Origin of the sequence: Microbulbifer marinus (genome assembly GCF_900107725.1) — a bacterium.
Taxonomy (GTDB): Bacteria; Pseudomonadota; Gammaproteobacteria; order Pseudomonadales; family Cellvibrionaceae; genus Microbulbifer; species Microbulbifer marinus.
This window is the reverse complement of the sequence record NZ_FNQO01000005.1, coordinates 142123-165344: the sequence shown is the minus strand read 5'-3', so window position 1 is coordinate 165344 and position 23222 is coordinate 142123. Positions and strand designations below refer to the sequence as shown.

Genomic DNA, 23222 nt, shown 5'->3' with positions numbered 1-23222 from the left:
AGAATGCGTTCGGCCGCCTCGAGAAAGCCATCGGCATTGGCGGCGGCACGCAGTGTGTTAGTGCCCACTACACGGATATGGTCGGCGGGCAGCTTGGTCAGGACGGGCCGGAAGCGATGCAGGGCAGACAGCGCCCGCTCGGCAATGGTCGGGTCGAGATTGCGCTCCGCATCCAGCCCCTCGGCCAGGCGCACCATGGCGCGGTCGGTATGCAGGCGCACCATGCGCTGGTCGCGAAACTCCGCCAGTAACAGATGGAAGCTGTTCGAGCCCAGGTCTAGGGCGGCGTAGCGTTCGCTGTCTGGCACTATATTTTCCCTGTCAAAAAGCTGTCATTTTAATGTAGCAAACTGCTCTACTATTTAATTCGGCCATTTCGGATCGCGCGGCGATCTGTATGTTCCTGAACGACTTAAACTATTCGGTCCATGCCCAATAATACGCCCGTATATCCGAAAGAGCTAAGCTGGCTTTCATTTAACGAACGTGTGCTGCAGGAAGTGGAGGATGAGAGTGTGCCCATTATCGAGCGGGTACGCTTTCTCGGAATCTTCTCCAACAACCTGGACGAGTTCTTTCGCGTACGCGTCGCGGATGTGCGGCGCCTGGCAACTTTTGCCAAGGGAGCAAAGCGCAAGGAGCATTTCGCCGAGCTGCTGGCCAGTATCAATGAGAAGGTATTGCGCTTGCAGCGCCGCTCTTTCGCCGCCTATACCAAGGTGCTGGCGGATCTAGACAAGCAGCATATTCACCTGGTTAATGAAAGCCAGTTGAGCGATCGTCAGCGCACCTTCGTCGAAGACTACTTCCACCGCGAGGTGCTGCCGGAACTGGAGCCGTTTTTTATCGACGATCGCGATACGATGCCGCTACTGAACGAAGCGAGTATTTACTTTGCGATCTACCTGCAGCTGGAAGACGGTTCCGAGCGCTTCGCGGCGATGGAGATTCCAACCGAAACACTGCCGCGCTTTGTGGTGATTCCGCCCCGCGAGGGCAAACAGGAAAAGGTCTACATCGTTCTCGACAATATCATCCGCGCCTGCCTGGTAGAGGTGTTCCGTTATGTGCTGCCGATCGACAAGGCGCAGGCCTATATGTTCAAGATCAGTCGCGATGCGGAGCTGGAGCTGGGCGAGCAGATTACCCAGAATATTGTCGATCGCGTGGCCAAGTCACTGAAGAAGCGCAAGCAGGCCGAGCCGGTGCGCATGGCCTACGATGCGCAGATGCCCGAAGTGCTGCTGAGCCTGGTGAAGAAAAAACTGAAGATGGGGCGCTACGACAGCTTCACGCCGGGCGGCCGCTATCACAATTCCAAGGATTTTATGGGGTTCCCGGCCGACTCGGCCCGGCACCGTTACCGGCCTCTGAATCCGCTGGCGACGATGCCGGAAAATGAGAGCGTCTTTAACCTGCTGCGAACGCGCGACCAGCTCTATTACTATCCCTATCACGACTTTCGCGGCATCACTAACCTGCTGATATCGGCTGCGCTGGACCCGCAGGTGAAGGAAATCCGCATCAATCTCTACCGGGTGGCAAAAAACTCCCGCGTGGTTGCGGCACTGATCAATGCGGTGCGCAACAACAAGAAGGTGATTGCGGTAGTGGAATTGCAGGCGCGCTTCGATGAGCTGGCCAATATTCACTGGTCCAATGAGCTGCGCGATGCGGGTGTCAATGTCATTTACGGCGTGCCCGGATTGAAGGTGCATTGCAAGCTGATTTCGATTCTGCGCAAAGAGGATGGTGAGGATCGCTTCTACAGTCACCTGGGCACCGGCAACTTCAATGAGAGCACCGCGCGCGTGTATTGTGACTTCAGTCTGCTCACCAGTGACCAGGAATTGGGGCGGGACGTCTACAATGTGTTCGAATTTATCCAGTACACCCACCTGCGTCCCGAATACCAGCATATCGCGGTATCTCCCTATACCAATCGCCCGGCGCTGCTCAATGCCATCGATCGCGAGATTGCCGCGGCCGAGACCGGAAAAAGAGCCGAGCTGTTTTTCAAGTGCAATAACCTGGTGGACAGCGAAGTGGTGGAGCGTCTGTACCGCGCCAGTGCCGCGGGCGTGCAGGTGCGGATCATCGTCCGCAGTATGTGTTCGCTGCTGTGCGAGACCCCCGGCCTGTCCGAAAACATTCGCGTGATCAGCCTGGTGGACAAGTTCCTCGAGCACGCCCGTGTGTATATTTTCCACAACGGTGGCGACGAGCAGGTATGGATGTCTTCTGCGGACCTGATGACGCGCAATCTCGACCACCGTGTCGAAGTGACTTTCCCGATCACCAATGCCGAACACAGGCGGATGGTGAAGAAAATCATGGAACTGCAGTGGAGCGATAACGAGAAGGCGCGGGTGTTGGATGCCGAGCAGAGTAATACGCGTATCGCCCAAAATACCGACAAGGGCTGCCGCGCGCAGGATGCGATCTACCGCTATCTAAAGCGGCGGGGTAGTGGCTCGGGATGAAGGAGGTTCCCTAGCGCCTGCTGATGCCGACCAGACTGCCGCGACTGAAGGAAAAGCGGTACCTCCGGCCAACCTTGAGCTGGTTCGGGCAATTGGACTGGATGGTGATGCGCGGAAACTGCGGCGTGACCACCCAGGTGCTGAAGTCGTTGCCGGGGCCGCGGCCGATCAGCCAGTAGTGGTCGCCACCGGTGCACTTGCCCCTTCTCATGCAGTTGTCGGAGCCCCAGACATAAGCATCGACGTCGTACTGCGCCGGGGTATTGGCGGCCTCCTGGAAGGGGTGTTCCGAGTTGTCGGTGAAAGTGTAGAGGTCGTCAAACTTCACTCGGCGAAAGCCCCGTGCCGGCGTGGAGCAGCTGACGGTGTGTTGCTTGGCCTTGATGCGGGCGTGGGCGGTGGATTTCTTGCCCGCCGACATCTCGCTGGGCAGGTAGCCGCAGCCACTGGTCACGACCAGCGCGCAGGCACTGATGGTCGCCGCCAAGCCGAAAAAACGCACTATCCACACCTCGCGCTAATGGACCCCTCTATCCACTATAGCCGCTTATTGGTTATTTGATGCGCCAGAGGAGCGACGCTTGAAGCGCCACTTGCGCCGGTACGGGAAGGCGCTCTCGACGTGGCCGGCGCGGATACGCTCCTGCAGGTGCTGCCAGTAGCGGTAGTCGTACAGGTCGCTGTGCTGGTCCTCGAACGCCTGGCGCGCAATCGGGTTGCCGGAGAAAAACAGGCGGAACTCCTCCGGGAACACATCCGCTTCGTCCACCGTGTACCAGGGTTTGTCTGCCAGCTCCTGCTCCGCTGTCTGCGGCTCGGGAATCTTGCGGAAGTTGCAGTCGGTCAGCGGGCACAGCTCGTCGTAGTCGTAGAAGACCACGCGGCCGTGGCGGGTCACGCCGAAGTTCTTCAGCAGCATATCGCCGGGGAAGATATTGGCGGCGGCCAGCTGCTTGATCGCATTGCCGTATTCCTCCATCGCCTCGCGCACTTCCTCTTCGTTGGCGCTCTGCAGATAGAGGTTCAGCGGTTCCATGCGTCGCTCCACGTACAGGTGCTTGATGATCACCCACTTGTCGTCGATCTCCAGCTTGGACGGTGCCAGCTCCTGCAGTTCCTGCAGCAGCTCGTCACTGAAGCGGTTGCGGTAAAAAATGAATTTGGTGTATTCCTGGGTGTCCGCCATGCGCCCGACGCGGTCGGAGCGGGAAACGAACTTGTATTTCTCGCGGACTATTTCCTCGGTCACCGTCTTCGGCCGGTCGAACTTGTCCTTGATGACCTTGAACACCACCGGGTAGGACGGCAGCGTGAATACGCTCATGACCATGCCCTTGATCCCCGGGGCGATGATGAACTTGTCATTGCTCACCTTCATATGGGCGAGGATATGCCGGTAGAACTCGGTCTTGCCGTGCTTGTGGAAGCCGATGGAGTTGTACAGTTCCGATCGTTCCTTCAGCGGCATGATGGTGGACAGGAAGCGCACGAACCGCGACGGAATCGGCGCATCCACCATGAAATAGGAGCGGGTGAAACTGAAAATGATGCTGGCGGAATCGTTGCTGTAGAGCACCGTGTCCACGAAGATGCCGCCGCGGCCGTTGTTCAGGCACGGCAGGATCAGCGGGATCACCTCGCCGCCAAACATCATGCGCCCCACCAGGTAGGCGGCCTTATTGCGGTAGAACACCGACTCCAGCATATCGACGCGCAGGTTCTTTTCATTCTCCAGGCCGGCCAGCGGCGAGGCGCGCAGGGCCGCGCAGATGTTTTCGATATCCCGCTGCTGGTTTTCCCACGGCACCGAGAAGCCGTAGTCGTTGAGGATGTCCTCAATCATGTATTCGAGTCCGTCGCGGGCGCTGTAGCTGATATAGATGCTGTAGTCCCGGAGCGGCTTGTCGTCCGGGGTGCGCGACGGTTTGACGAACAGGTTGCTGTCGTGAATGTGTGCGTGCTGGAACTGGCTGCAAAACACCGAGTTGAAGAACGTCTCGGCAATCTCGTAGTTGCTGTGATTGGCGACCAGCTGGGCGTAGGTGGCGCGTGCCTCGCGCCACAGCTCCATCATGCTGGTGTCCTTGCTGGTGACCGAATGGACCAGTTTCAGCACCTGGTTGACCTTGGTCTTGTAGAGGTCGATACGCTCCTTGTTGGCCTGGTGCACCGCCTGCCACGAGGCGGTCTCGAAGCGCGCCTTGGCGCCGAGCGTGATGTTCTGGTAGTCGGCGAAATAGGCATCGAAGCCATTGAGGATGGTCTTGGCGATGCGGCGCGCGGTCGGAGAATGGTTTGTCATACTAGACTTTGATTCTGGAAAATCGATTGCAGGTTAGCCCTCCGAACGAGTGACCGTCGGCCACGCTGTCAAAGGGGCTAAGCCGATAGTAGCACGGCGCGCCGGAGCACCCCTTGAACGATTGGATCAGCAGCTTTGTCTTTTTCTTTGCGGTGATAGATCCGGTCGGCACCCTGCCGGTGTTTATCGCCGTTACCGCGCGTCACGCTGAGTGGCAGAAGCGCAAGATCGCCATACTGGCGGTACTGGTGGCCACCGGTATACTGATGTTCTTCCTGCTCGCCGGCCAGTACCTGCTGGAGACCATCGGCGTGCCACTGTCCGCCTTCCAGGTGGCCGGGGGCGTGGTGCTGTTCCTGTTTGCGCTGACGATGATCTTCGGCGAGGGCAAGCCGGGGCAGGAGGTGGAAATCATCAACGAGGGCCACGAGACGGCCATATTCCCGCTGGCGGTACCGTCCATCGCCTCGCCCGGTGCGATGCTGGCGGCGGTGGTGCTGACCGACAACTACCGCTTCGATCCGATCCACCAGGCGCGCACCGCCACCGCGATGCTGGCGGTGCTGGGGATAGTGCTACTGCTGCTGCTGACCGCCACCTGGATCTTCCGCTGGATCGGCAATGCCGGAGCCAGCATCGTCAGCCGGGTCATGGGGCTGATCCTGGCCTCGGTGGCGACCACCAATGTGCTGCTGGGCATTCAGCAGTTCTTTTCCGTGTAGGAAACCGGTGGTCGTGATCAGACTTCCATCGAATCAGTGGTTCCGATCGGCCCTGCTGCCGGCGGCCACCCGGCAAAAAACCTCATCGGTAAATATTTGCCGGGTGGCCACCGGCAGCAGGACCTAATAGTGCCAACCGGCAGATTGTGATCGCGGCTACCGGCTGTTACTAGACCCAGAGTCGCTTAATACCAGCAGCGCGGTGGCGGTGCGGAGCCGTCGGCCGGCCGGTACTGTGGGTCAAAGCAGCGCGGCAGCGGCCATTTGGGCTTGGTGGTGTGGAATACCGCGGACAGATCGCAGTCCTCACCGCCCTCCAGGCACCAGCTGTCCGGCTCGAACACCCTGGCCTCGTTCTGCTGATGGCGGAATTCCGACACCGCGTGATATACGAGGCGGCGGGCCCGGTTCAGGCTGCCCAGCGGGCGCCAGTCGTCGACGCCGTGCCAGGGGTTCATTGACAGGTTCTCGCAGAACGCCTGTTGGGCCTCACCGGCAAACGACTGCGGCGGGATATTGATCCGCGCCACCGGAATGAATGGCGAGTCTTCCTCCGACCAGATCACCGAGGCATCGTCGATCGGCATATCGGCGCCGGCCACCTTCTCCTGCAGCATGAAATCGAAGCAGGCACCGCCGGCGGCGAGCTGCTGGGTCATGGCTTCTGTCAGGTAGTCTTTATCGTTTTGGTCGATATCCAGATCGAATGTCATCCCCGGGCAGGGACGCGCGGAGAACTTCAGCGGGGTGTCGCCGAGCTGGTACGGCAGCATCGAGAAATACTGCGGCTGCAGCGGCGTGTCGATCTCGGAAGACACCGTCTGCACGGCGCGATAGAACAGCTTGGGGCGGAAGCGCGGTGGCCACAGGCTGATGAACCAGCTGGTGCGTTCCAGTTTCGCCAGATGGCTCATGTTGTCGACGTAGTCGAAAATATTCCGGTTAAAGAACGCCGGTGTGTTGGTCATGATGAAGTCGTGGGTATTGGGGCCGTCGAACTCGGGTGCGATTTTCTGGCCGTCGACACCGATCAGCTTGATCGCCATGCCCCGGGCATCGCCCTTGTTGTCCGGCTGTACGACCATGTCGCCGTTGGAGAAACGGATCCAGGATTGGTATTCGTGCCCCGGCTGCGCAAAGACACTGTGCTGGAAATGCGCGGGAATATCGCCGTTTACCGAAAAGGTCGCGCGCAGGCAGCCGGTGGCCTTGGCGTGGGCGTCGCGCCGGTAGGGCAGGCCGTTGATCTTTTCCGCCTTGCGGGAAATCTCGCGGCCTAATTCCATGGCGCGGTGGATGGCCTCCATTTCCTGTGGTGACAACTCCATATCCAGCGCAATCTGCTCAAACTCGCTCAATTCGCCCGGGCTGTTGGCCAGCACCGGCGCCGTGCACAGGCACAGGCCGGCGACGAGGGGACGCAGGGAAGTGGTGAGTAATTGTCGGATCATTGTGCGCTCTCCTGTGCCAGCATATGGTCGCCGCCGATACCGATGCTGCGGTGGGAGTTGATGCAGGCCTGCTGCGTCGAGTCGCCGACCGGCGCCTGGCTGTAGTTGTCCCAGTTCAGCGGGTCTCCGCCGAGGGCGGCGTCGAAGTCGGGATTGCCCATCACCTTCAGGTACTCGATGATGGCGAAGCGTTCGCGTTCACTGAGCAGCCGGCCGATGCGGCCGGGCATGTCGACGTCGGTAAACAGGTGGCCGCCGTTGCGGTTGCCGTCGATGGTGGTATCCATCAGAAAGCTGCCGGGTGCAGGGCCGATGACATAACCGAGCTTCTGCGGATCGTATTCGCGATTGCCCACGTAGAAAGTCTGTGGGCGCGCGCGCAGCGGTGACAGCAGGTCGTAAATCGTCGGCACCGAGCCATTGTGCAGGAACGGCGGCGTGGCCCAGACACCGTGCAGCGGCCGGGATTTGTAGGCGCGCTTGTTCTCGATGCGAAACGGCACATTCAATCCGTCAAAGTCGGCCACCCGCTGGGCGCCGTCGATATCCCACTGCTGGTAGAGCTTGGGCACTAGGTTGTTCAGCAGCAGTTGCAGGCCGTAGCCGGCATTGACCGGCTCCCCGTCCGGAATCAGCTTGCTGATGTCGTAGCGATTGTCGATAAAGTTATCGGCGAGCTTGGGGTCGGTGCCGATCACATCGGTGGCGATCCACGGCAGCGACCACATCGTCTCGCGCCAGTCGGCGCGGTAGGCGAGACCGTCGCGGCGGCTGACTTCGCCGGCCATATCCCACTGCCAGTTCACCGCGATCTGGCCCGGCAACTCCGCATCCGGGCCGTCGGCCACCTGCCAGTCATAGGGCTCGGCGATATGCGGGCCGTGGCAGAAGGCGCATTGATCCGCGAACAGGGCCTTGCCGGCGCGGGCGCGGGCGATATCGATGTCCCCCAGAATATGCTCCGGCCACTTCGGCGGCTTCAGAGAGCGCAGCAGCCCCTCGACGCAGTGCATGCCGTCGATGTCCACCACTGTCTCACCGAATTCACTGCCGCTCAGCAAGTTGCCGTCCGCATCCACCAACTTGATCGGTGCCATTACGCCGAGGCTCTCGCCGACATTGCGGGTCATCGGCTGGTTGGTGAAACCGGTGTACTGCACCCAGTCGAAGCGCCAGATATCCCACAGGAACGGATAGCTGGCGGGGGCATCGGCCACCTTGTAGTTGCCGGGCTCCTGCAAATCGAAACCGAACACCACATTGCCGATACGGCCGATGGCATCGGTACGGCCGCGGCCCTCTTCCACCGGATAGTATTTGGCGGCGCCGGCGGTGGTGGAGAACTTCATCATGTTGCCGGCAAACTGCCAGAACTGCGCCCGCAGTTCGCGACGCCTGTCCTCGTCGTCCCCGACGAGACGTGTCGCGAAGCGGTCCCACTTCGCCGGGTTGAACAGGGTTTCGGCCACTGCGGCGCCGAGGGTGGTGATGAACTCGCCACGTTTGGCGGTGGGGATACTCTGCAGCGCCTGGCCGCCGTCGACGCGCAGCGCGGTGCCCTGGTAGTGCAGCTCGCCGGTATGGCAGGTGGCGCAACCGATATCCAGGCGTTCGCGGCCGCTGTGCGGGTCGATATGGCGGGTCAGGCCAACCGGCAGGTTGCCCGGGTTCAGTTTGCTGGGGCGCTGGTTCGGATCGACGACAAAGCCCCAGCCGCGCATATTGCTCTCGCTGGCCAGTAATTCATGGGACAGGGGCAGTTCCAGGTTTACGAACCAGTCGTAGTCCATGCCGAGCAGTTCGGTGCCCTGGGGCGTATAGTAGTAACTCTGACGCTGCTGATCGCTCCAGCCCTCATTCAGGTAGTGCACGCGATACACGGTTTCCCGAGTGAGGTTCGGCTCCAGGTAGTTGGCCAGCGCGGTATAGCCGGCCAGCACCACTGCAACGACAGCGACGCCCGTCCTGAACCAGCGCGGGCCCAGCGCCCGCCACAGACTGGCTGCGGCGCGGAGCAGCCCTCTGATCCAGTGCCAGAGGTTCAGCAATAGTCTTTTGCCCAGCGTTATTATTTTTTGGGCCGTGCTTTTTAGCCGTGCCAGTATTCTGTATGCGAAACGCATAGCAGAGTCCCCCCAAGGTCAAAGTTAGCAATCGATATGTTCTGCGCGCTCGCCATAGGAAACCTGTACCGCCTGGGCGAGCTTTGAATTGATGTTGTGCAGGTAGTGCTGCATGTAGTGGGCGCTGATGCTCATATGTCCCAGGTTTCTCCAGAAGGCGCTGATGGCGGAGTGCTGTGCGGTATGCGCGTCCTGATAGACGTAGTACTCGCCCTCCAGCAGCATCAGTTCCGGTCCCAGGTGCTGGTAACCACCGTGGATCTCGTCGATCAGGTCATTGGGTGGCACCAGCGGCACGAGATCGTTTTCGTCGACCACCCGCAGCAGCGGCAGCGCACTGTATTTTTTGACCCCCCTGCCATTGGTGACCTTGGGCTGGCCGAAGTTGATCGACGGGCCCAGCTCGAAGCCTTCTTCGTGCAGGTACATCATCAGAATGGTGGAGATGGCCGCGCCGAGGGAGTGGCCGGTCAGAATGATCTGTTGTGACTTGTCCAGGCTCGGGAGCAGGGCGTCGAACACCTGCATCGCATCCTCATCGAAGCCGCTGTGCAGGTAGATACCGAGTCTGGTGTTCCTTGATTGTACGTAATCGGCATCTTCGCGCGCATTGCCGAGATTGGCGGTGCCGCGAATGCTGATGATCTGCCGCCGGTTGGCGGTGTCGCACTCGAGAAAAAACTGAACGTCGTTGCTGGTGGTGGTTACCAGCGTGGTAGCCGGGAAGGTCTGGCGAATGCCCGCCTCCGCCTGATAGGCGGCGGCCGCACGCATCGCGTACCAATTGACCTGGCTGAAATCAATCGTCTGCACCTCTTCCTCCTTAAAATTGGTGCTCGCGGCGATCTCAGCCTTGCGAGCAGCGTCCATACCATCCCTGTGCGCGCTGCGGGTACCGCCTGATATCTGCTGTTGCGGCACTTTTTCTCTGCAGGATATGCAGTGTCCGGATAGCACCGGCGTGAGGGTTATGCCGGTTCCGCCGTCTCTCTTTTATTTACAGCGATATATCGAGACATTATAAAGACGGCGATTTGCCGCCTTACCACAAGTAAAATGAATAAAAATCCATCCAGCGGCCCCCGTTACCGGGGCATCCGGGACATTTTCCGAGGCCAGATATTAATTAAATACCTGGCCGCCGTCATTTTCCTGTTGCCGCTGAGCGTGCTCGCGCAGCTGCCGATCGAGGTCGGCGCTCACGAAGACGGTCGAAAATTAACCGGGCTTGCCGAGATATGGCATGACGTAGACGGCACCAGTGATCTCGGGGCGGCGCGAGAGGCTTACCTGCGCGGGAAATTCCAGCCACTCGACAGCGCCGGTTCGACCGGGCTGCAACCCGGTGCCTTCTGGTCGCGCTTCGCGCTGAAAAACACTACCGACAGCCCCCTGACGCTGCATATCGAATATGTCGACCACCAGCTGATCGGCCTGGAGGCCTTCGCGCGGCGGTTGGCGGACGGTGCAGATTTTCGTCGTATCGGCGGCATGTCGCTGTCGGATCCGTTCAGCGCGAGGGAGGTATCCCACAACCGTTTCGTGTTTGAGCTGATGCTGCCGCCCGGCGCGACGAACGAGCTGCTGGTCAAGTTCAGCTCCGATGAGCTGGGCGTCGTGTTTCCGAGCATGCGTATCTGGGATCCGAAGTCTCTGCAGGCGGCCAGCAAGCTGGAGGCCGGCGTCATGGCTTTCCTGTTCGGCGGCTACTTCCTGATGTCGATTTTTGCCCTGATCGGCGGCATCACCAGCCGGGGCAGCATCTTTTATATCTATTCAATTTATTCGGCATCGAAGATCGCGGTCTGGTGCACGATACTCGGCTACACGCACCAGTACCTGATCACGGAGCATTTCCACTGGAGCTATATGTCGTTCGCCGGCGCCGTCACCATCCTGTGCGGACTGGTGTTCTCGCGCAGGTTCCTGCAGACCCGTAGCTATACGCCCCGGCTCGACTACCTGCTGAGATTCATGCTGGCCAATGCGGTCTTCCTGCTGGTCTGTGCGCTGCTGAAGCTGACTGCGCTGTCGGTAATCTCGATTACCATCGCGCTGCTGCTGTATCCACTGATTGTCATTGTCGCCTTCGTGCGCTGGCGCCAGGGTTACAAGGAGGCGGTGGTATTTGCGTTGGCGTGGGGCCTGCTGGTATTCGGGCTGGTGGTGCAGGCGATGCGCGACCTGGGTTATGTCGAGCACAACTTCATTAACTACTACTGGCCGCCGGTGGCATCATTTTTCGAGATGCTGACGATCATGGCCGCCATCGGCCTGATGGTGCGGCGGCTGCGCAGTCTCAAGGAGCAGGCCGAGAAAAAATACACGGAACAGCTGGAGGTCTCCAAGGCGCAGCTGGAACAACAGGTACAGCTGCGCACCCGCGAACTGAAGGACGCCAAGGAGCGGGCCGAGCAGGAGGCGCGCACCGATCCGCTGACCGGCATCTTTAACCGGCGCAGTTTTTTTGCCGAGGGCGAGCATCTGCTCAAGCTGGCGCAGCGCAAGCACTTCCCGCTGAGCCTGCTGATGCTGGATATCGATCACTTCAAGTCCATCAATGACGAGCACGGTCATGCGACGGGCGACCTCGCCCTGCGCGCATTCAGCCGCGCGATTGCGACGCACATCCGCGATATCGACGTGTTCGGCCGTATCGGCGGCGAGGAGTTTGCGCTGTTGTTGAGCGAGAAGCGTCAGGGCGCGCTGGATACCGCCCAGCGGCTACGGCGGGAAATCGCCAGCATCGAGCTGGACACGGCCGGCGAACCGTTGCGCTTTACCGCCAGCATCGGCATTGCCCACTTTCAGCAGCAGGCAGATATCGATGAACTGTTGCATATGGCTGATTGCGCCCTGTACCAGGCCAAGCGGCAGGGACGCGATCGGATCGTCGAATTCAGTGAGGCCGAGCAGGTCGCCGAAGCCGAGGCTAGCGAATAAAAGCAATGGCCTTGCGGACTTTGGCCCTGACTTCTTCCGGTAGCGGAACGTAACCCACATCCTCGGCCTGACTCTGTGCTTCGTCGCTCAACATATAGGTCACTAGCCGTCGCAACGCCGCCGCCTTCTTGTCTTCCTGTTCGGCGTAGAGCAGCAACCAGGAAAAGCTGGTTAGCGGGTAGGCATTCTGCGCTTCAGGATCCCACGGCCAGGCAACCAGATCCGGCGCGTCGCTGCCAGGCAGCTTTCTGTCCTGGAACTCGATCTCGGCCAGAGCCGCAGAGCCCGCCTTCTGCCCCGGAGAGACAAAATTGCCAGCGTGATTCTGCAGCTGTGCCACTGGCAACTCCACCAGCTTGGCGAAGCCGTATTCGACATAGCCAATGGCGCCGGGCGTGTGCTTGACCTTGGCCGCCACGCCATCATTGCCCGGTGCCTTCTTGAAGTTGCCGGTGGCGGGCCAGGCGGCCGTTCTCCCCTGTCCGATGGTCTCACTGAATTCCTTGCTGACGCGGGCTAAATGGCCGGTCAGTATGAATGTCGTGCCCGAGGGATCCGACCGGGTGATTACGCTGATGTTCAAATCGGGCAATTCTACGTCCGGGTTGGCGCCGGCAATCCGAGGGTCATTCCAGTTGGCAATTTCGCCGCGAAAAATATCTATGTAGGTATCGCGCGGTAATTTCAGTGTATTTACGCCTGGAAGGTTGAAGATTATGGCAACCTCACCGGCGGTCACTGGCAGTAATACGACACCCCGCTCGACCTGGACTATTTCACTGTAATCCATGGCCGCATCGGATCCGGCGAAATCCACAGTACCGCCAATAAAGTCGCGAATACCGGCGCCACTACTCGTCATATCATAATTTACAAAGATATTGTTTTCCTTTGCGGAAAAGTCCCGAAACCACTTTATGTAGATCGGATAGGGGAAGCTCGCACCAGTGCCGCGCAGTCTTACCTCGCTATCGGACGCATGGCCGGTGGGAAAGACAGCCATGGTGATAACCAGTGCCGCGATCAGCACACAGCCGGTGCCTATTGTGCGCCTGAGCGTCATGCGTGTTCCTCGACAAACGGGCCGACACCGGGGGCGAGTCGGTTGATGGATCGGTTGGCATTACTACCGTTTGAAATTCTAGCAGCCCGCGGATGCCGCCCGTTAAATAGGTCGAAATGGCTGCCTGGACAAAAGCCTTGCCGTTCAGCTGCCGATCTCGTTACCGTTCCGGCGGCGGATCGCCAATACCGCCGGTCGCGGTGGCAGTGCCGGGTCGTTGTCGGGCCAACGATGCAGCGGCCTGTCGAAGGTCGAGCCGCCGCCGTCCGCCGGGTGCTGCACCGCGACAAACAGCGTCTTGCCGTCCGGCGTGAACTCCGGGCCGCAGGCTTCGGCGCCCTGGGGGCAGCCGAAGAAATGTTTGGGCGCGGCGCGCAGCTCACCGTCGGTGGCCATGGCCCAGAGGCCGTCGTGGAAACCGAAACCCTCGCAGCCGTCGGTCGCAATCCACATATTGCCGCGCGGGTCGAAGGCGACATTGTCCGGGTTGGCAAACCAGCCGTTGGCGGAGATGGCCCCCGGCAACTGCTGGCCGTAGGCGCCGCGTTCGTTCGGATTCTCCGCATTCGGATTGCCACCCAGCAAGAATGTGTTCCACTTGAACGTATCGCTGGTGTGGTCGCGCCGTCCGTATTGGCCCGGCGGAACTATTTCCAAGACATGACCGGTAGCGTTGCGCGCGCGCGGGTTGGCGGCGTCGATTTCGTCGGAGTCGCGCTTCTTGTTCTTGGTCAACATCACATAGGTACAGTCGTTGACCGAGTTGGTTTCCACGTCCTCCGGACGGTCCATCGGTGTGGCGCCGAGCAGGGCCGCGGCGCGGCGCGCATCGATCAACACATCCGCCTGGTTGCGGAAGCCATTCTCTCTGGTCAGTGGACCCTGACCGAATAACAGCGGCAGCCAGCGGCCGCTGCCGCCTTCGTCGAACCGCGCGGCGTACAGTGTGCCGTCGATCAACAGGTCGCGGTTGTGAGAAAAATCATCCGGCTTGTATATGTCGCTCGAGACGTAGCGGTAGACAAACTGGTGCTCGTCGTCGTCGCCGCCATAGGCGACGATTGGCTGGCCGGGCTTACTGACAAGGGTGAAACCCTCGTGTTCGAAGCGACCGAGGCTGGTCAGTTTGCGCGGTGTCGAATCCGGATCGTAGGGGTCGTATTCGACCATCCAGCCGAAGCGGTTGGGCTCGTGTGGCTCGACGCCGATGTCGAAACGGCGATCGTGATCGCCCCAGTTGCGGTTGTCGGGGGCGATGCCGAAGGCGTGGTGATTCAGGGATTCCACCGGGTCGGCGATATTGTCCGGGTCGCCCTGGAAGGCGCCGCCGAATCCCTCTTCGGCGATGAGTACCGTGCCCCAGGGCGTCTTGCCGCCGGCGCAGTTGCCGACGGTACCGAAGACGCGGGTGCCGCTCGAATCGGCAGCGGTCTGCAGGCGGCGGTCACCGGCGGCCGGCCCGACGATGTGCATCGGCGTATTCAGGCTTATGCGGCGGTTATAGGGACTGCTCAGCACCGGTTGCCAGCCATCTGCGGTCTGTTCGATTTCCACGACGGTGTGACCGCAGGCGGCCTGTTCCACCGCAACATGCTCCGCACTGACGCCGCGGGTGGCGCTGTATTTGTCGTTATAGCCGGAGAACATCAGGTGCGGTTGAGTGTATTCGTGGTTCACGCACAACAGGCCGCGCGCGCTGTTGCGGCTTCTGCAGTGGTGTTCGCCCTCACCGGGCCCCGCTTTGTCATCCAGCGGCATATAGCCGATAAAGTCGTTGTTGTAGCCGAAGCGCTTTTCCTGCTCGCTGGCGGTCAGTGTCGCCGGATTGAATGACCCAGCGCTTGCCACCAGCGGATCGCCCCAGCGCAACAGCACGTTGGCGCTGTATTCTTTTGGCAGGTGGTGCCGGGCGTCCAGCGTGTGGGGAATTTCGCTAAAGGACAGATTTTCGCGGGTGTGTCTTGCACTCTTGCCGCAACCGGGCAGCAGGCCGGCCGTAGCACCGGCCGCCGTTGCGGCGCCGATTGCTTTGAACAGTTGGCGGCGCGTGGGATTCTTGACATCGTTATGCATGTTTTCTCCAGCTGCAGAATCCGGTTGTTATGGCCGATAGCGCTTATGCTGCCGAATATCCTGTGTCGCAGTTATGACAAGTTTAGAAAAAGCGTAACGCAATATTCACGGCTGGTGATCGTGCGGGATGGCCGCGAGCGGGAAAAATTAGGGGCGGGTCAGAAATGCATGCTCCAGCCGACGGTGGCGGCCTCGACGTCGAAGCCGCCGCGCAGTTCGTCGTTGCTGATATCGCGGAATGTTTCCCACTCCGCCCGCAGCGTCCAGTCGTTCCCATAGCTGTAGCTGATGCCGGCACCGTAGCCCCAGTGGAAGCCGTTGTCATTGCGCCCGGCACGACCGCTGACTTCGGTCAGCCGCGGCTCGAATGCATCCGGGCCGACCTGATAAAGGAAGAACAATTCGCCCGACTGGCGCTCGGAAAGTTCCGCATTCCACACGCCGCCGCCCAGCTTGCCGAACAGGCTGAATCCCCCGGCAACCGGCCAGTGGCCAACCGCGAAGGTATTGAGCAGCCGGGTTTCGACTTCATCCGCGAAGGTCAGGTAGTCGCCGCCGTCGCCGTCGATGCGGAAGTCGAGTTCGCTAGTGGTCAGCTGCTGGTAACTGGCCTCGACCGCCAGGTACGGCGTCCAGTGCCAGCCACCGTAGATTTTCCAGCCGTTGCCGGAGTCGTTGCATGCGCCGGAAGTGGCCGTCTGCCCCGATATGTTGAAGCGTTGCACAAACCCGGTTGCACCGCTGCAGAAACCCTGCAGTTGCACATCGCTGTAGCCGATACCGCCGTATTTGTGTGAATAGAAGTCGGCCCGCGTCTGGGCACTGAGAGTCAGGAGGGGTACCGCGAGCAGAAAGAGTGGCCGATTCATGGCATTACCTGCTGGGTTGTCGTGAGTGTTTTTTTAACGTCCCTAAAAACAACGGAATCAGATTGTATTCATCGGGAGCCGGAAACCGGCTCCCGGTATTTTCTAGAGGTCGAGTTCGGCCCGCAGCGCCGCCATCTTCTGCGCATTTTCTTCCTTCGACAGCGGCTTGCCGGGATTGTCTTCCAGTCGCAGCTGTTCCGGCGCCGGCAGCTTCTCGCCTTCCAGTACCCGCGCGCAGATCTTGCGGTAGTGCTCGGCGAAGACCGGATAGGCCACCGACTCTGAGTTATTCGCCAGGAAGAACCAGTTGGATTCACGCCCGGCGTGATAAACCGCCGGATGGCTCCAGTTGTGGTTGGCCTTGGGGCTGGGCGCGTTGCAGGCTTCGCGGTAGGCGGCGCGCGCATCCGGCAGGCCGCTGTCGCCGGCAGCGCAAAGCTGCAGCATCTTGTGCACCGTGGGCAGGTACTCGCTCTGGCGGATGGCGCGCTTGGCACCGGCGACGATTTCTGCGGCAGAGAATGCACTCAGTGACTCGAGCCACAGACGCTTGGCGTGGTTCAGTGTCTCGGTATCCGGGAAGGCCGAGTTGAACTGGTTGTGGTAGCTGAGTTTGAGCAGGCCGAAGACCTCGTTCAGCGCGCGCTTCTTTTCATGCAGCGCGTCGTGCGACTCTCCGCTACCAGTCTGTGTCCGTGACGATGTCGAGGACCGAGCGGTCCCTTGTTCTTTGGTTATCGCTGCGCTGGTTGTCGTTGTTGGTGTGTTGCGGCTTGCCATTTGAATGTCCTATTGCCAGCTTGTTGCGCTCCGCCCACTGGTGGCGTGCGTGACGCACGAAGACGGCGTCCCAGCTTTTGCGCGCGGCGTTCTGGCCGCGCCAGTAAATGATGAATTCTGGCACCAGCGAGAGCGCGAAGTCGCGATCTATTTCACACTGGTTGACCAGGTGGCTCAAGCAGTCGCCACCTGGCTGCCAGTGGCGCGAGATGGGCTTGGCCACCGGGTTCTTCTCGATACCCTGGCAGTAGTAGGCCCACTCCTCGCGCGCGTACTCGATAAACAGCTCACCCCAGCGGGCGCTGTGGCCGCCGCGCTCGAGCCATTTGTAGATGAATTCCGGCAGCACCTCGGCGGCGAAGTTCGGGTTGATCGCCAGGCGCCTAAGCTGCTCCCAGGTGTGCTCGCTGGGCTGCCAGTCGCGGGTCATGGCGGTGGGCTTGCGCTTCTCGATAAAGGGCGCATCCTGTTTTTCCCAGTCTTCCATCACCCAGTCGTTGAACTCCAGGTCCCAGGAGATGGACTGCTTGCCGCTGGATCGGTGGTAATCGACAAAGCGCTGCAGACCGCGGCGCACGAAAGTGCTGGGCACGCCCTCATCGGACAGCTTGCGCAGCGTCTCCTCACTCGGGCGCCAGTCCTGCGGCAGCGGCTGCTTGCGCTGCGCGGTGGCGCGGAACGCCTCCCACTTGCTCTTGACCTGCTTCAGGAACAGGGAGCCGAACGAGTGACGCGGCTCGCCGCGCTCGCGCCAGTAGGTGACGAACTCCGGCAACTGCTCGCGCACGAAGTGCTCGGGTACGCCGAGCTGGGCAATGCGCGCCATGGTCTCCGCATCCGGCTGCCAGCCGGGGCCGATGGTGTTGGCGCTGTGCGCTGCCGGCGCCTGCGGGGCCGGCTGTTGTGGGGCCGCCGGCGCCGGGCGGGTGTGCTCGCCGGGCAGGGCAAACTTCAACAGTTCGCTGCTGCCGTAAGGCGCCGAACCCAGCAACAGGGCGCCCTGGTTGCGCAGGCTGGTGGCCACCCGCTGGATATCCGCCGGCTGCCAGAAGGGCAGCAGCTGGTGCAGCTGCTCGCCGTCGGCCGTGTACCAGTCGCGCCCCGGGTGCGACTCCACCGACAGGAACGGCAGCAGGTCGCCGAGCGCGGTCAGCAATACCGCCTCCTCCAGGCCGAGGGTGGCGGCCAGAGTGGGGGAGATGCTAAGGGGTCTTTCCGGGAGCAGAGGGTGTTTCATGGCGCGATTCTATCACTCCGCCCCGCCCTTTGCGCAGGGGCAGGACTGGTTGTTAGGCTATTGTGACTGACCCCCGGTTCAGGGTGTTGCTATGCTCAGGGCTGGCTGCCGGCGAATGGCGGCAGGGGGACGAACCCGACCGCAGCACAAGGAGCAGGGACGGATGCAGGCGTTTGTCGAAACCTGGCATCAGGCCGCGATCACGACGCTGGGCCTGTTCTGGATGGCTTTCTGGGCCTTTGCCCTCGGCTACCTGATCAGCAGCATGATTCAGGTCTTCGTGACCCGCGAGCGGATGCGCTCGAGCATGGGCAAGACCGGCCCGAAGAGTGTCGGGCTGGCGACCTTCTTCGGCTTTATCTCCAGTTCCTGCTCCTTCGCCGCGCTCGCCACCAGCCGCGCGCTGTTTGCCAAGGGCGCCGGCTTGGTGCCGTCGCTGGCTTTCCTGCTGGCATCAACCAATCTGGTGATCGAACTGGGTATCGTTATCGCGGTGTTTCTCGGCTGGCAGTTCGTCGTTGGCGAATATGCCGGCGGGGTACTGCTGATCCTGCTGATGTGGCTGCTGGTGCGGTGGACCTATCCAAAAAAACTCGCCGAGGACGCGCGGGACAAGGCCCGCGAAGCGCAGAGCAGCGAGGATTCCGGCGATGTGCCGGACTGGAAAGAGCTGATCCGCTCGCGCGACGGCTGGCGCCGGGTCGCCAACCGCTTCGTGATGGAATGGAAGATGGTGTGGAAAGACGTCACCATCGGCTTCACCGTGGCCGGCATCATCGCCGCCTTCGTGCCGCGGGAATTTTTCCAGGCGTTGTTTGTCGGTGCCGGCGAACAGGACCCGGCCTTCTGGCAGGTACTGCTGCAGTGCCTGGTGGGGCCGGTCGCGGCCTTTTTTACCTTCATCGGCTCCATGGGCAATATTCCGCTGGCGGCGGTGCTATTCGACAACGGCGTCGCCTTCGCCGGTATCATGGCCTTTATTTTCAGTGATCTGGTGGTTCTGCCGGTGCTGCGCGTCCAGGCGCAGTACTACGGCTGGAAGATGGCGCTGTATATTCTGGCGATATTCCTGTGCATCCTGGTGGCCAGTGCGCTGATATTGCACTACGGCTTCGCCGCACTGGACCTGCTGCCGGAAGCCAGCAGTGGCAAGGGGGTCACCGACCGGGAGTTCTTCAAGGTCGATTACACGCTGTTTCTGAATCTGGCCTTTCTCGCCTTGAGCATTTTTTTCTTTATATGGCGAATCAGGGACAAGGGGCTGCCGTCACTGAATACCGATAAACTCAGCGAAAAGATATTGTTGGGCCTGGCCGTTCTGGCGCTCGCGTGGCTCGTCATCGGCGCCCTGTTACCCGTTTGATTTTTTTCTTGCTCTGCCCCGGCGGCAAGGTTTTAACCTTGCCGCCGTCGATTGCATTGCTGGAGAGCGATATGGCAAAAGAATCCGAATTACCGGCGCAGACATTCCGCCTGCAGGGCGCCAGCTGCGCGGGTTGTGTCAACAAAATCGAAGGCGCGCTGCAGAAAGTGCCCGGCGTCGACGAGGCGCGGGTCAATCTCGCCGATCAGACATTGACCGTGCGCGGCGGCGCCAGTGCCGAAACCTGTGTCGCGGCGGTGGAGGAGGCCGGTTACGGTGCCGAGCCGGTACGCAGCAGCGAGCGCGAGTTACGCGAACAGCAACGGGCCGAGGAGCAGCGTCATTATCACCAGCTGCTGTGGCGCTCGGCCCTCGCGCTGGGACTGGGCCTGCCGCTGATGGCCTGGGGTCTGCTGACCGGCGAGATGATGGTGAATACACTGGCCCAGCAACTGGCCTGGGGCGCTGTCGGCCTGCTGACGCTCGCGGTGCTGGTGTTTTGCGGTGGCCACTTTTTCAGTGGTGCCTGGCGGGCCTTCCGCCACCACAACGCCAATATGGACACGCTGGTCGCGCTGGGTACCGGCACCGCCTGGGCCTTTTCGATGCTGGTGGTGCTGCTGCCACAGTTACTGCCGGAGGCGGCGCGCCACGTCTACTTCGAGGCCAGCGCGATGATTATCGGCCTGATCAACCTGGGCCAGGCGCTGGAGCTGCGTGCGCGCGGCCGCACCAGCGCGGCGGTGGAAAAGCTGCTGCAGCTGCAGGACCCGACCGCGCGGGTGCTGCGCGACGGGCGCGAAGTGGATATTCCGCTGGAGCAAGTGCAGAAGGGCGACCGCCTGCGGGTGCGCCCGGGCGAGAAAATTCCGGTGGACGGCCAGGTGCTGGAGGGCAGTAGCCTGGTGGACGAATCCATGCTCACCGGCGAGCCGGTGCCGGTGAAAAAAGGCGAGGGCGATACGCTGTCGGCGGGCACCTTGAACAAGAATGGCACCCTGCTGTTCGAGGCGGAGAAGGTCGGCGCCGAGACGCGGCTGGCGCAAATCATCGAGATGGTCAAAAACGCGCAGAGCTCGCGCGTGCCGATCGCGCGGCTGGCCGACAAGATCTCGGCGATCTTTGTGCCGACGGTGATGATCATCGCTATCGCTGCAGCGCTCGTCTGGTTCAACTGGGGGCCGGATCCGCGCGCGGCGCATACGCTGGTGGTGCTGACTTCGGTTCTTATCATCGCCTGTCCCTGCGCCCTGGGCCTGGCCACACCGATGTCGGTGATGGTCGGCGTCGGCAAGGGCGCCGAGTACGGCGTGCTGGTGCGCAACGGCAAGGCACTGCAGCAGGCCAGCAACCTGACCACGCTGGTGGTGGACAAGACCGGCACGCTCACCGAGGGCGCGCCCAAGCTGACGGATCTCGACACCGATGGCGATGCCGACGAACTGCTCGCACTGCTCGCCAGCCTGGAGCAGGGCTCCGAACACCCGCTGGCGGAGGCGGTGGTCGCCGCGGCGCGGGACAGGGAACTCGAGTTGCTGCCACTCAGCGATTTCGAGGCGATCACCGCCCACGGCGTGCGCGGCACCGTGAACGGTAAGAAAATACTGCTCGGCAACCGCAAGCTGATGCAGCGCGAGAACATCGATATTGCCGCTTGGCACGAGCGCGCGAATGAACTGGCAGATCTGGGACGCACCGCCATGTATGCGGCGGTGGATGGTGATGCTGCCGGCCTTATCGCGGTGGCCGATCCGATTCGCGACGATGCCAAGGCTGCGATCGCGCGGCTGCTGCGGCTGGGATTGCGCATCGAGATGCTGACCGGTGACAGCAGCGCCACCGCCGAGGCGGTAGCGCAGCAGCTCGGCATCGACCGGGTGCACGCGGAGCTGTTGCCGGAGGACAAGGAAAAAATCGTCGGCGAATTGCTGAAAAAAGGTGAGCGGGTCGGCATGGCCGGCGACGGCATCAACGATGCACCGGCGCTGGCGCGCGCCGACGTGGGCTTCGCCATCGGCGCCGGTACCGACGTCGCGATCGAGACCGCCGATATCACCTTGATGCGCTCGTCACTGCACGGTGTCGCGAACGCGATCGAACTGTCTCGGGCGACGCTGCGCAATATTAAGCAGAACCTGTTCGGCGCCTTCATTTACAACACGCTCGGTATTCCGATCGCGGCCGGCGTTCTCTACCCGTTTACCGGTGCACTGCTGAGCCCGGTGATTGCCGGCGCGGCAATGGCGTTTTCCTCGGTGACGGTGGTGAGCAATGCGAATCGACTGCGATTCTTTCAGGCTACGGAGGAGCAGTAATGCTGGCTTTACTGATCAATGGTGTTGGCCTGCTGCTGATTGCGGCAATTCTCTGGTGGTTCTGGCTGGGGCCGCAGCGCCAAAAAGCCGCTGCGGTCAGCGGTGGGGAAAAACTGCAGATACTGGTGAAGGGCGGCGTCTACGAGCCGGACCGTATCCGCCTACCGGCGGGCAGCGAAGCCACACTGCACTTCCGGCGCGAGGATCCCAGCCCCTGTGCCGAATGGGTGCTGTTCCCGGATCTGGAAGTCAGCGCGCAGCTGGCAGTGCACAGCGACACCGCGGTGAAAATCCCCGCGGCGGAACCGGGCGAGTATCCGTTTACCTGCCAGATGCAGATGTACCGTGGAACCTTGGTGGTTGAGTGATTGCGGAAGCGCATTGGCCCGGTTGATTTTTTCGCATTTGTTTGTTTCCGGCGATGGCATGGAAGTCTTGCCGCGCCGGCGCATCTCGTAGCGCTGGGGCCGGTTTCTGGTCGTCGGAGCGAACATGGTGTCGCCTGACCATGTCGAACTTGACCACGGTTGTGCTCGCGTCCCGCGCTTTTGCTATCAGTTAACCATTGCAGTGTTTACTGTGTTTCTCGCTCATCGCGAGCGTCTGCGTTTCGCACGGCTGCTTTGTTTTTTAGAACCAGAATCGGAAGCCGGCCACCGCGAAGGTGAATTCGGTTTTTCCGCCGTCCGCCTCAATCAGGTCGGCGGTCTCACCCAGCTTTTGCTCCCAGGATATACCAATATAGGGTGCGAACTTGGGCGTGATCATATAGCGAAGACGCAGCCCGAGCTCGATACCGGTGAAGCCGTCGCCGATGTTGTAGTCGGGAACCTCTGAAAAGGAGAAATCTGTTTCCAGTCGCGGTTCCAGCTCGAGGCGCTGGGTAAAGTGAAAGCCGCGCTCCATTTCCAGCCGCCAGGATGCATCGCCATCCTCGCTGATATAGCCGGTCAGGTCGGTTTCAAAGCCATAGGGCGTCATGCCCTGGATTCCGCCGGCGAGGAACGAGCGGCTCTCCCTCGGATTGAAGTCGTGCCGCACACCGAGCTGCAGGTCCCAGAAGGGGCGCAGGGCGTGATTCCAGAATACCTCCAGCTTCGCCGATTCAGTCTTGCCTCCGACCTCCCGTTCACCCTCCGATTCCAGGTAGAGCTTGTTGTGGTCGCCCCCGTACCAGGCGTCGATTTCCCACAGCTCTTTTTCGATGTCGCCGTCGCGACGGTATTCGAGCCGCTTGCCCAGCACTTGGAAAAACTTCTGGTTGTCATGGATGGGGATGACACCAAAATTCTGCTGGGGTTTGCCCGCCGCATCCTCGGCATATTTCCTGATCTGCTTGCCCGGCGGTGGTGGCAGGGGCGGACTGCGGTAGTCCTCCGGTTTAGGCTCGGTACCGTCGTCGCTGGCCTGGATCGGTACTGTCTGCGGTGGTTGCTCCTGGGCCAGGAGGACAGATGAGAGCAGTAGCATGGCGAGGCTGGTGGCGAAATTTTTCATA

18 protein-coding genes are annotated in these 23222 nt (G+C 61.1%); 6 read left to right on the top strand and 12 right to left on the bottom strand.

Annotated features, from left to right (window positions below):
• Positions 1 to 308: Ppx/GppA phosphatase family protein (locus tag BLW36_RS16170; RefSeq protein WP_483127760.1), on the bottom strand; the 308-nt coding region annotated here is incomplete at its 3' end.
• 120 nt (positions 309 to 428) lie between these two features.
• On the opposite strand from BLW36_RS16170, the gene ppk1 reads away from it, so the two are divergent.
• Positions 429 to 2483: a polyphosphate kinase 1 gene (gene ppk1 / locus BLW36_RS16165; RefSeq protein ID WP_091391091.1), complete on the top strand. Its 2055-nt coding sequence runs from the start codon at positions 429 to 431 to the stop codon at positions 2481 to 2483.
• Positions 2484 to 2493: 10 nt separating this feature from the next.
• On the opposite strand, the gene BLW36_RS16160 is transcribed toward ppk1, so the two are convergent.
• Positions 2494 to 2985 (bottom strand): hypothetical protein, encoded by a 492-nt coding sequence (locus BLW36_RS16160; protein WP_091391089.1) that lies wholly within the window; start codon positions 2983 to 2985, stop codon positions 2494 to 2496.
• Positions 2986 to 3030: 45 nt separating this feature from the next.
• The gene (aceK, locus tag BLW36_RS16155) at positions 3031 to 4785 is read right to left on the bottom strand and encodes a bifunctional isocitrate dehydrogenase kinase/phosphatase (RefSeq protein WP_091391086.1); all 1755 of its coding nucleotides are present in this window, start codon (positions 4783 to 4785) and stop codon (positions 3031 to 3033) included.
• A gap of 113 nt (positions 4786 to 4898) precedes the next feature.
• Between aceK and BLW36_RS16150 the strand changes: the two genes are divergently transcribed.
• Positions 4899 to 5507, top strand: a complete 609-nt coding sequence (locus BLW36_RS16150; protein WP_091391081.1) for a MarC family protein — start codon at positions 4899 to 4901, stop codon at positions 5505 to 5507.
• 185 nt (positions 5508 to 5692) lie between these two features.
• Here the strand turns inward: BLW36_RS16150 and BLW36_RS16145 are convergent, their stop codons facing one another.
• The 3 genes from BLW36_RS16145 to BLW36_RS16135 form a co-directional block, all read right to left on the bottom strand.
• Positions 5693 to 6958 (bottom strand): catalase family protein, encoded by a 1266-nt coding sequence (locus tag BLW36_RS16145; protein ID WP_091391079.1) that lies wholly within the window; start codon positions 6956 to 6958, stop codon positions 5693 to 5695.
• Positions 6955 to 9006 carry a c-type cytochrome gene (locus tag BLW36_RS16140; protein ID WP_211567237.1) on the bottom strand — a complete coding sequence of 684 codons (2052 nt, stop codon included), beginning with the start codon at positions 9004 to 9006 and terminating at the stop codon, positions 6955 to 6957. The genes BLW36_RS16145 and BLW36_RS16140 overlap by 4 nt, the downstream gene beginning before the upstream one ends.
• 99 nt (positions 9007 to 9105) lie before the next feature.
• Positions 9106 to 9951, bottom strand: a complete 846-nt coding sequence (locus BLW36_RS16135) for a lipase family protein (protein WP_091391077.1) — start codon at positions 9949 to 9951, stop codon at positions 9106 to 9108.
• 186 nt (positions 9952 to 10137) lie between these two features.
• On the opposite strand from BLW36_RS16135, the gene BLW36_RS16130 reads away from it, so the two are divergent.
• On the top strand, positions 10138 to 12024 hold the full coding sequence (locus BLW36_RS16130; protein WP_244506301.1) for a sensor domain-containing diguanylate cyclase: 1887 nt from the start codon (positions 10138 to 10140) through the stop codon (positions 12022 to 12024).
• Here BLW36_RS16130 and pstS read toward each other — a convergent pair.
• The 5 genes from pstS to BLW36_RS16105 all read right to left on the bottom strand — a co-directional run bounded on the left by pstS (position 12014) and on the right by BLW36_RS16105 (position 18046).
• Positions 12014 to 13087: a phosphate ABC transporter substrate-binding protein PstS gene (gene pstS, locus BLW36_RS16125; protein WP_091391075.1), complete on the bottom strand. Its 1074-nt coding sequence runs from the start codon at positions 13085 to 13087 to the stop codon at positions 12014 to 12016. The two genes, BLW36_RS16130 and pstS, sit on opposite strands and share 11 nt — an antisense overlap.
• A 144-nt stretch (positions 13088 to 13231) precedes the next feature.
• On the bottom strand, positions 13232 to 15160 hold the full coding sequence (locus BLW36_RS16120) for a PhoX family protein (RefSeq protein ID WP_091391073.1): 1929 nt from the start codon (positions 15158 to 15160) through the stop codon (positions 13232 to 13234).
• Positions 15161 to 15318: 158 nt separating this feature from the next.
• A complete protein-coding gene (locus BLW36_RS16115; protein ID WP_091391071.1) occupies positions 15319 to 16029 on the bottom strand; it encodes an outer membrane beta-barrel protein in 711 nt (236 codons plus the stop codon).
• Positions 16030 to 16131: 102 nt separating this feature from the next.
• The gene (locus BLW36_RS16110; RefSeq protein WP_170833251.1) at positions 16132 to 16809 is read right to left on the bottom strand and encodes a replication protein P; all 678 of its coding nucleotides are present in this window, start codon (positions 16807 to 16809) and stop codon (positions 16132 to 16134) included.
• Positions 16709 to 18046, bottom strand: coding sequence for a DnaT-like ssDNA-binding domain-containing protein (locus BLW36_RS16105; protein ID WP_091391068.1), 1338 nt, complete (start codon positions 18044 to 18046; stop codon positions 16709 to 16711). Before BLW36_RS16105 ends, BLW36_RS16110 begins: the two co-directional genes overlap by 101 nt.
• A 163-nt stretch (positions 18047 to 18209) precedes the next feature.
• On the opposite strand from BLW36_RS16105, the gene BLW36_RS16100 reads away from it, so the two are divergent.
• The 3 genes from BLW36_RS16100 (at position 18210) to BLW36_RS16090 (ending at position 22092) form a co-directional block, all read left to right on the top strand.
• Entirely contained in the window at positions 18210 to 19409 is a 1200-nt protein-coding gene (locus tag BLW36_RS16100; protein ID WP_091391066.1) for a permease, read from the top strand.
• Between the two features lie 71 nt (positions 19410 to 19480).
• On the top strand, positions 19481 to 21724 hold the full coding sequence (locus BLW36_RS16095) for a heavy metal translocating P-type ATPase (protein WP_091391119.1): 2244 nt from the start codon (positions 19481 to 19483) through the stop codon (positions 21722 to 21724).
• Entirely contained in the window at positions 21724 to 22092 is a 369-nt protein-coding gene (locus BLW36_RS16090) for a cupredoxin domain-containing protein (protein WP_091391062.1), read from the top strand. Before BLW36_RS16095 ends, BLW36_RS16090 begins: the two co-directional genes overlap by 1 nt.
• Positions 22093 to 22354: 262 nt before the next feature.
• Here the strand turns inward: BLW36_RS16090 and BLW36_RS16085 are convergent, their stop codons facing one another.
• Positions 22355 to 23221 carry a copper resistance protein B gene (locus BLW36_RS16085; protein ID WP_091391060.1) on the bottom strand — a complete coding sequence of 289 codons (867 nt, stop codon included), beginning with the start codon at positions 23219 to 23221 and terminating at the stop codon, positions 22355 to 22357.
• Between the last annotated feature and the right edge of the window lies 1 nt (position 23222).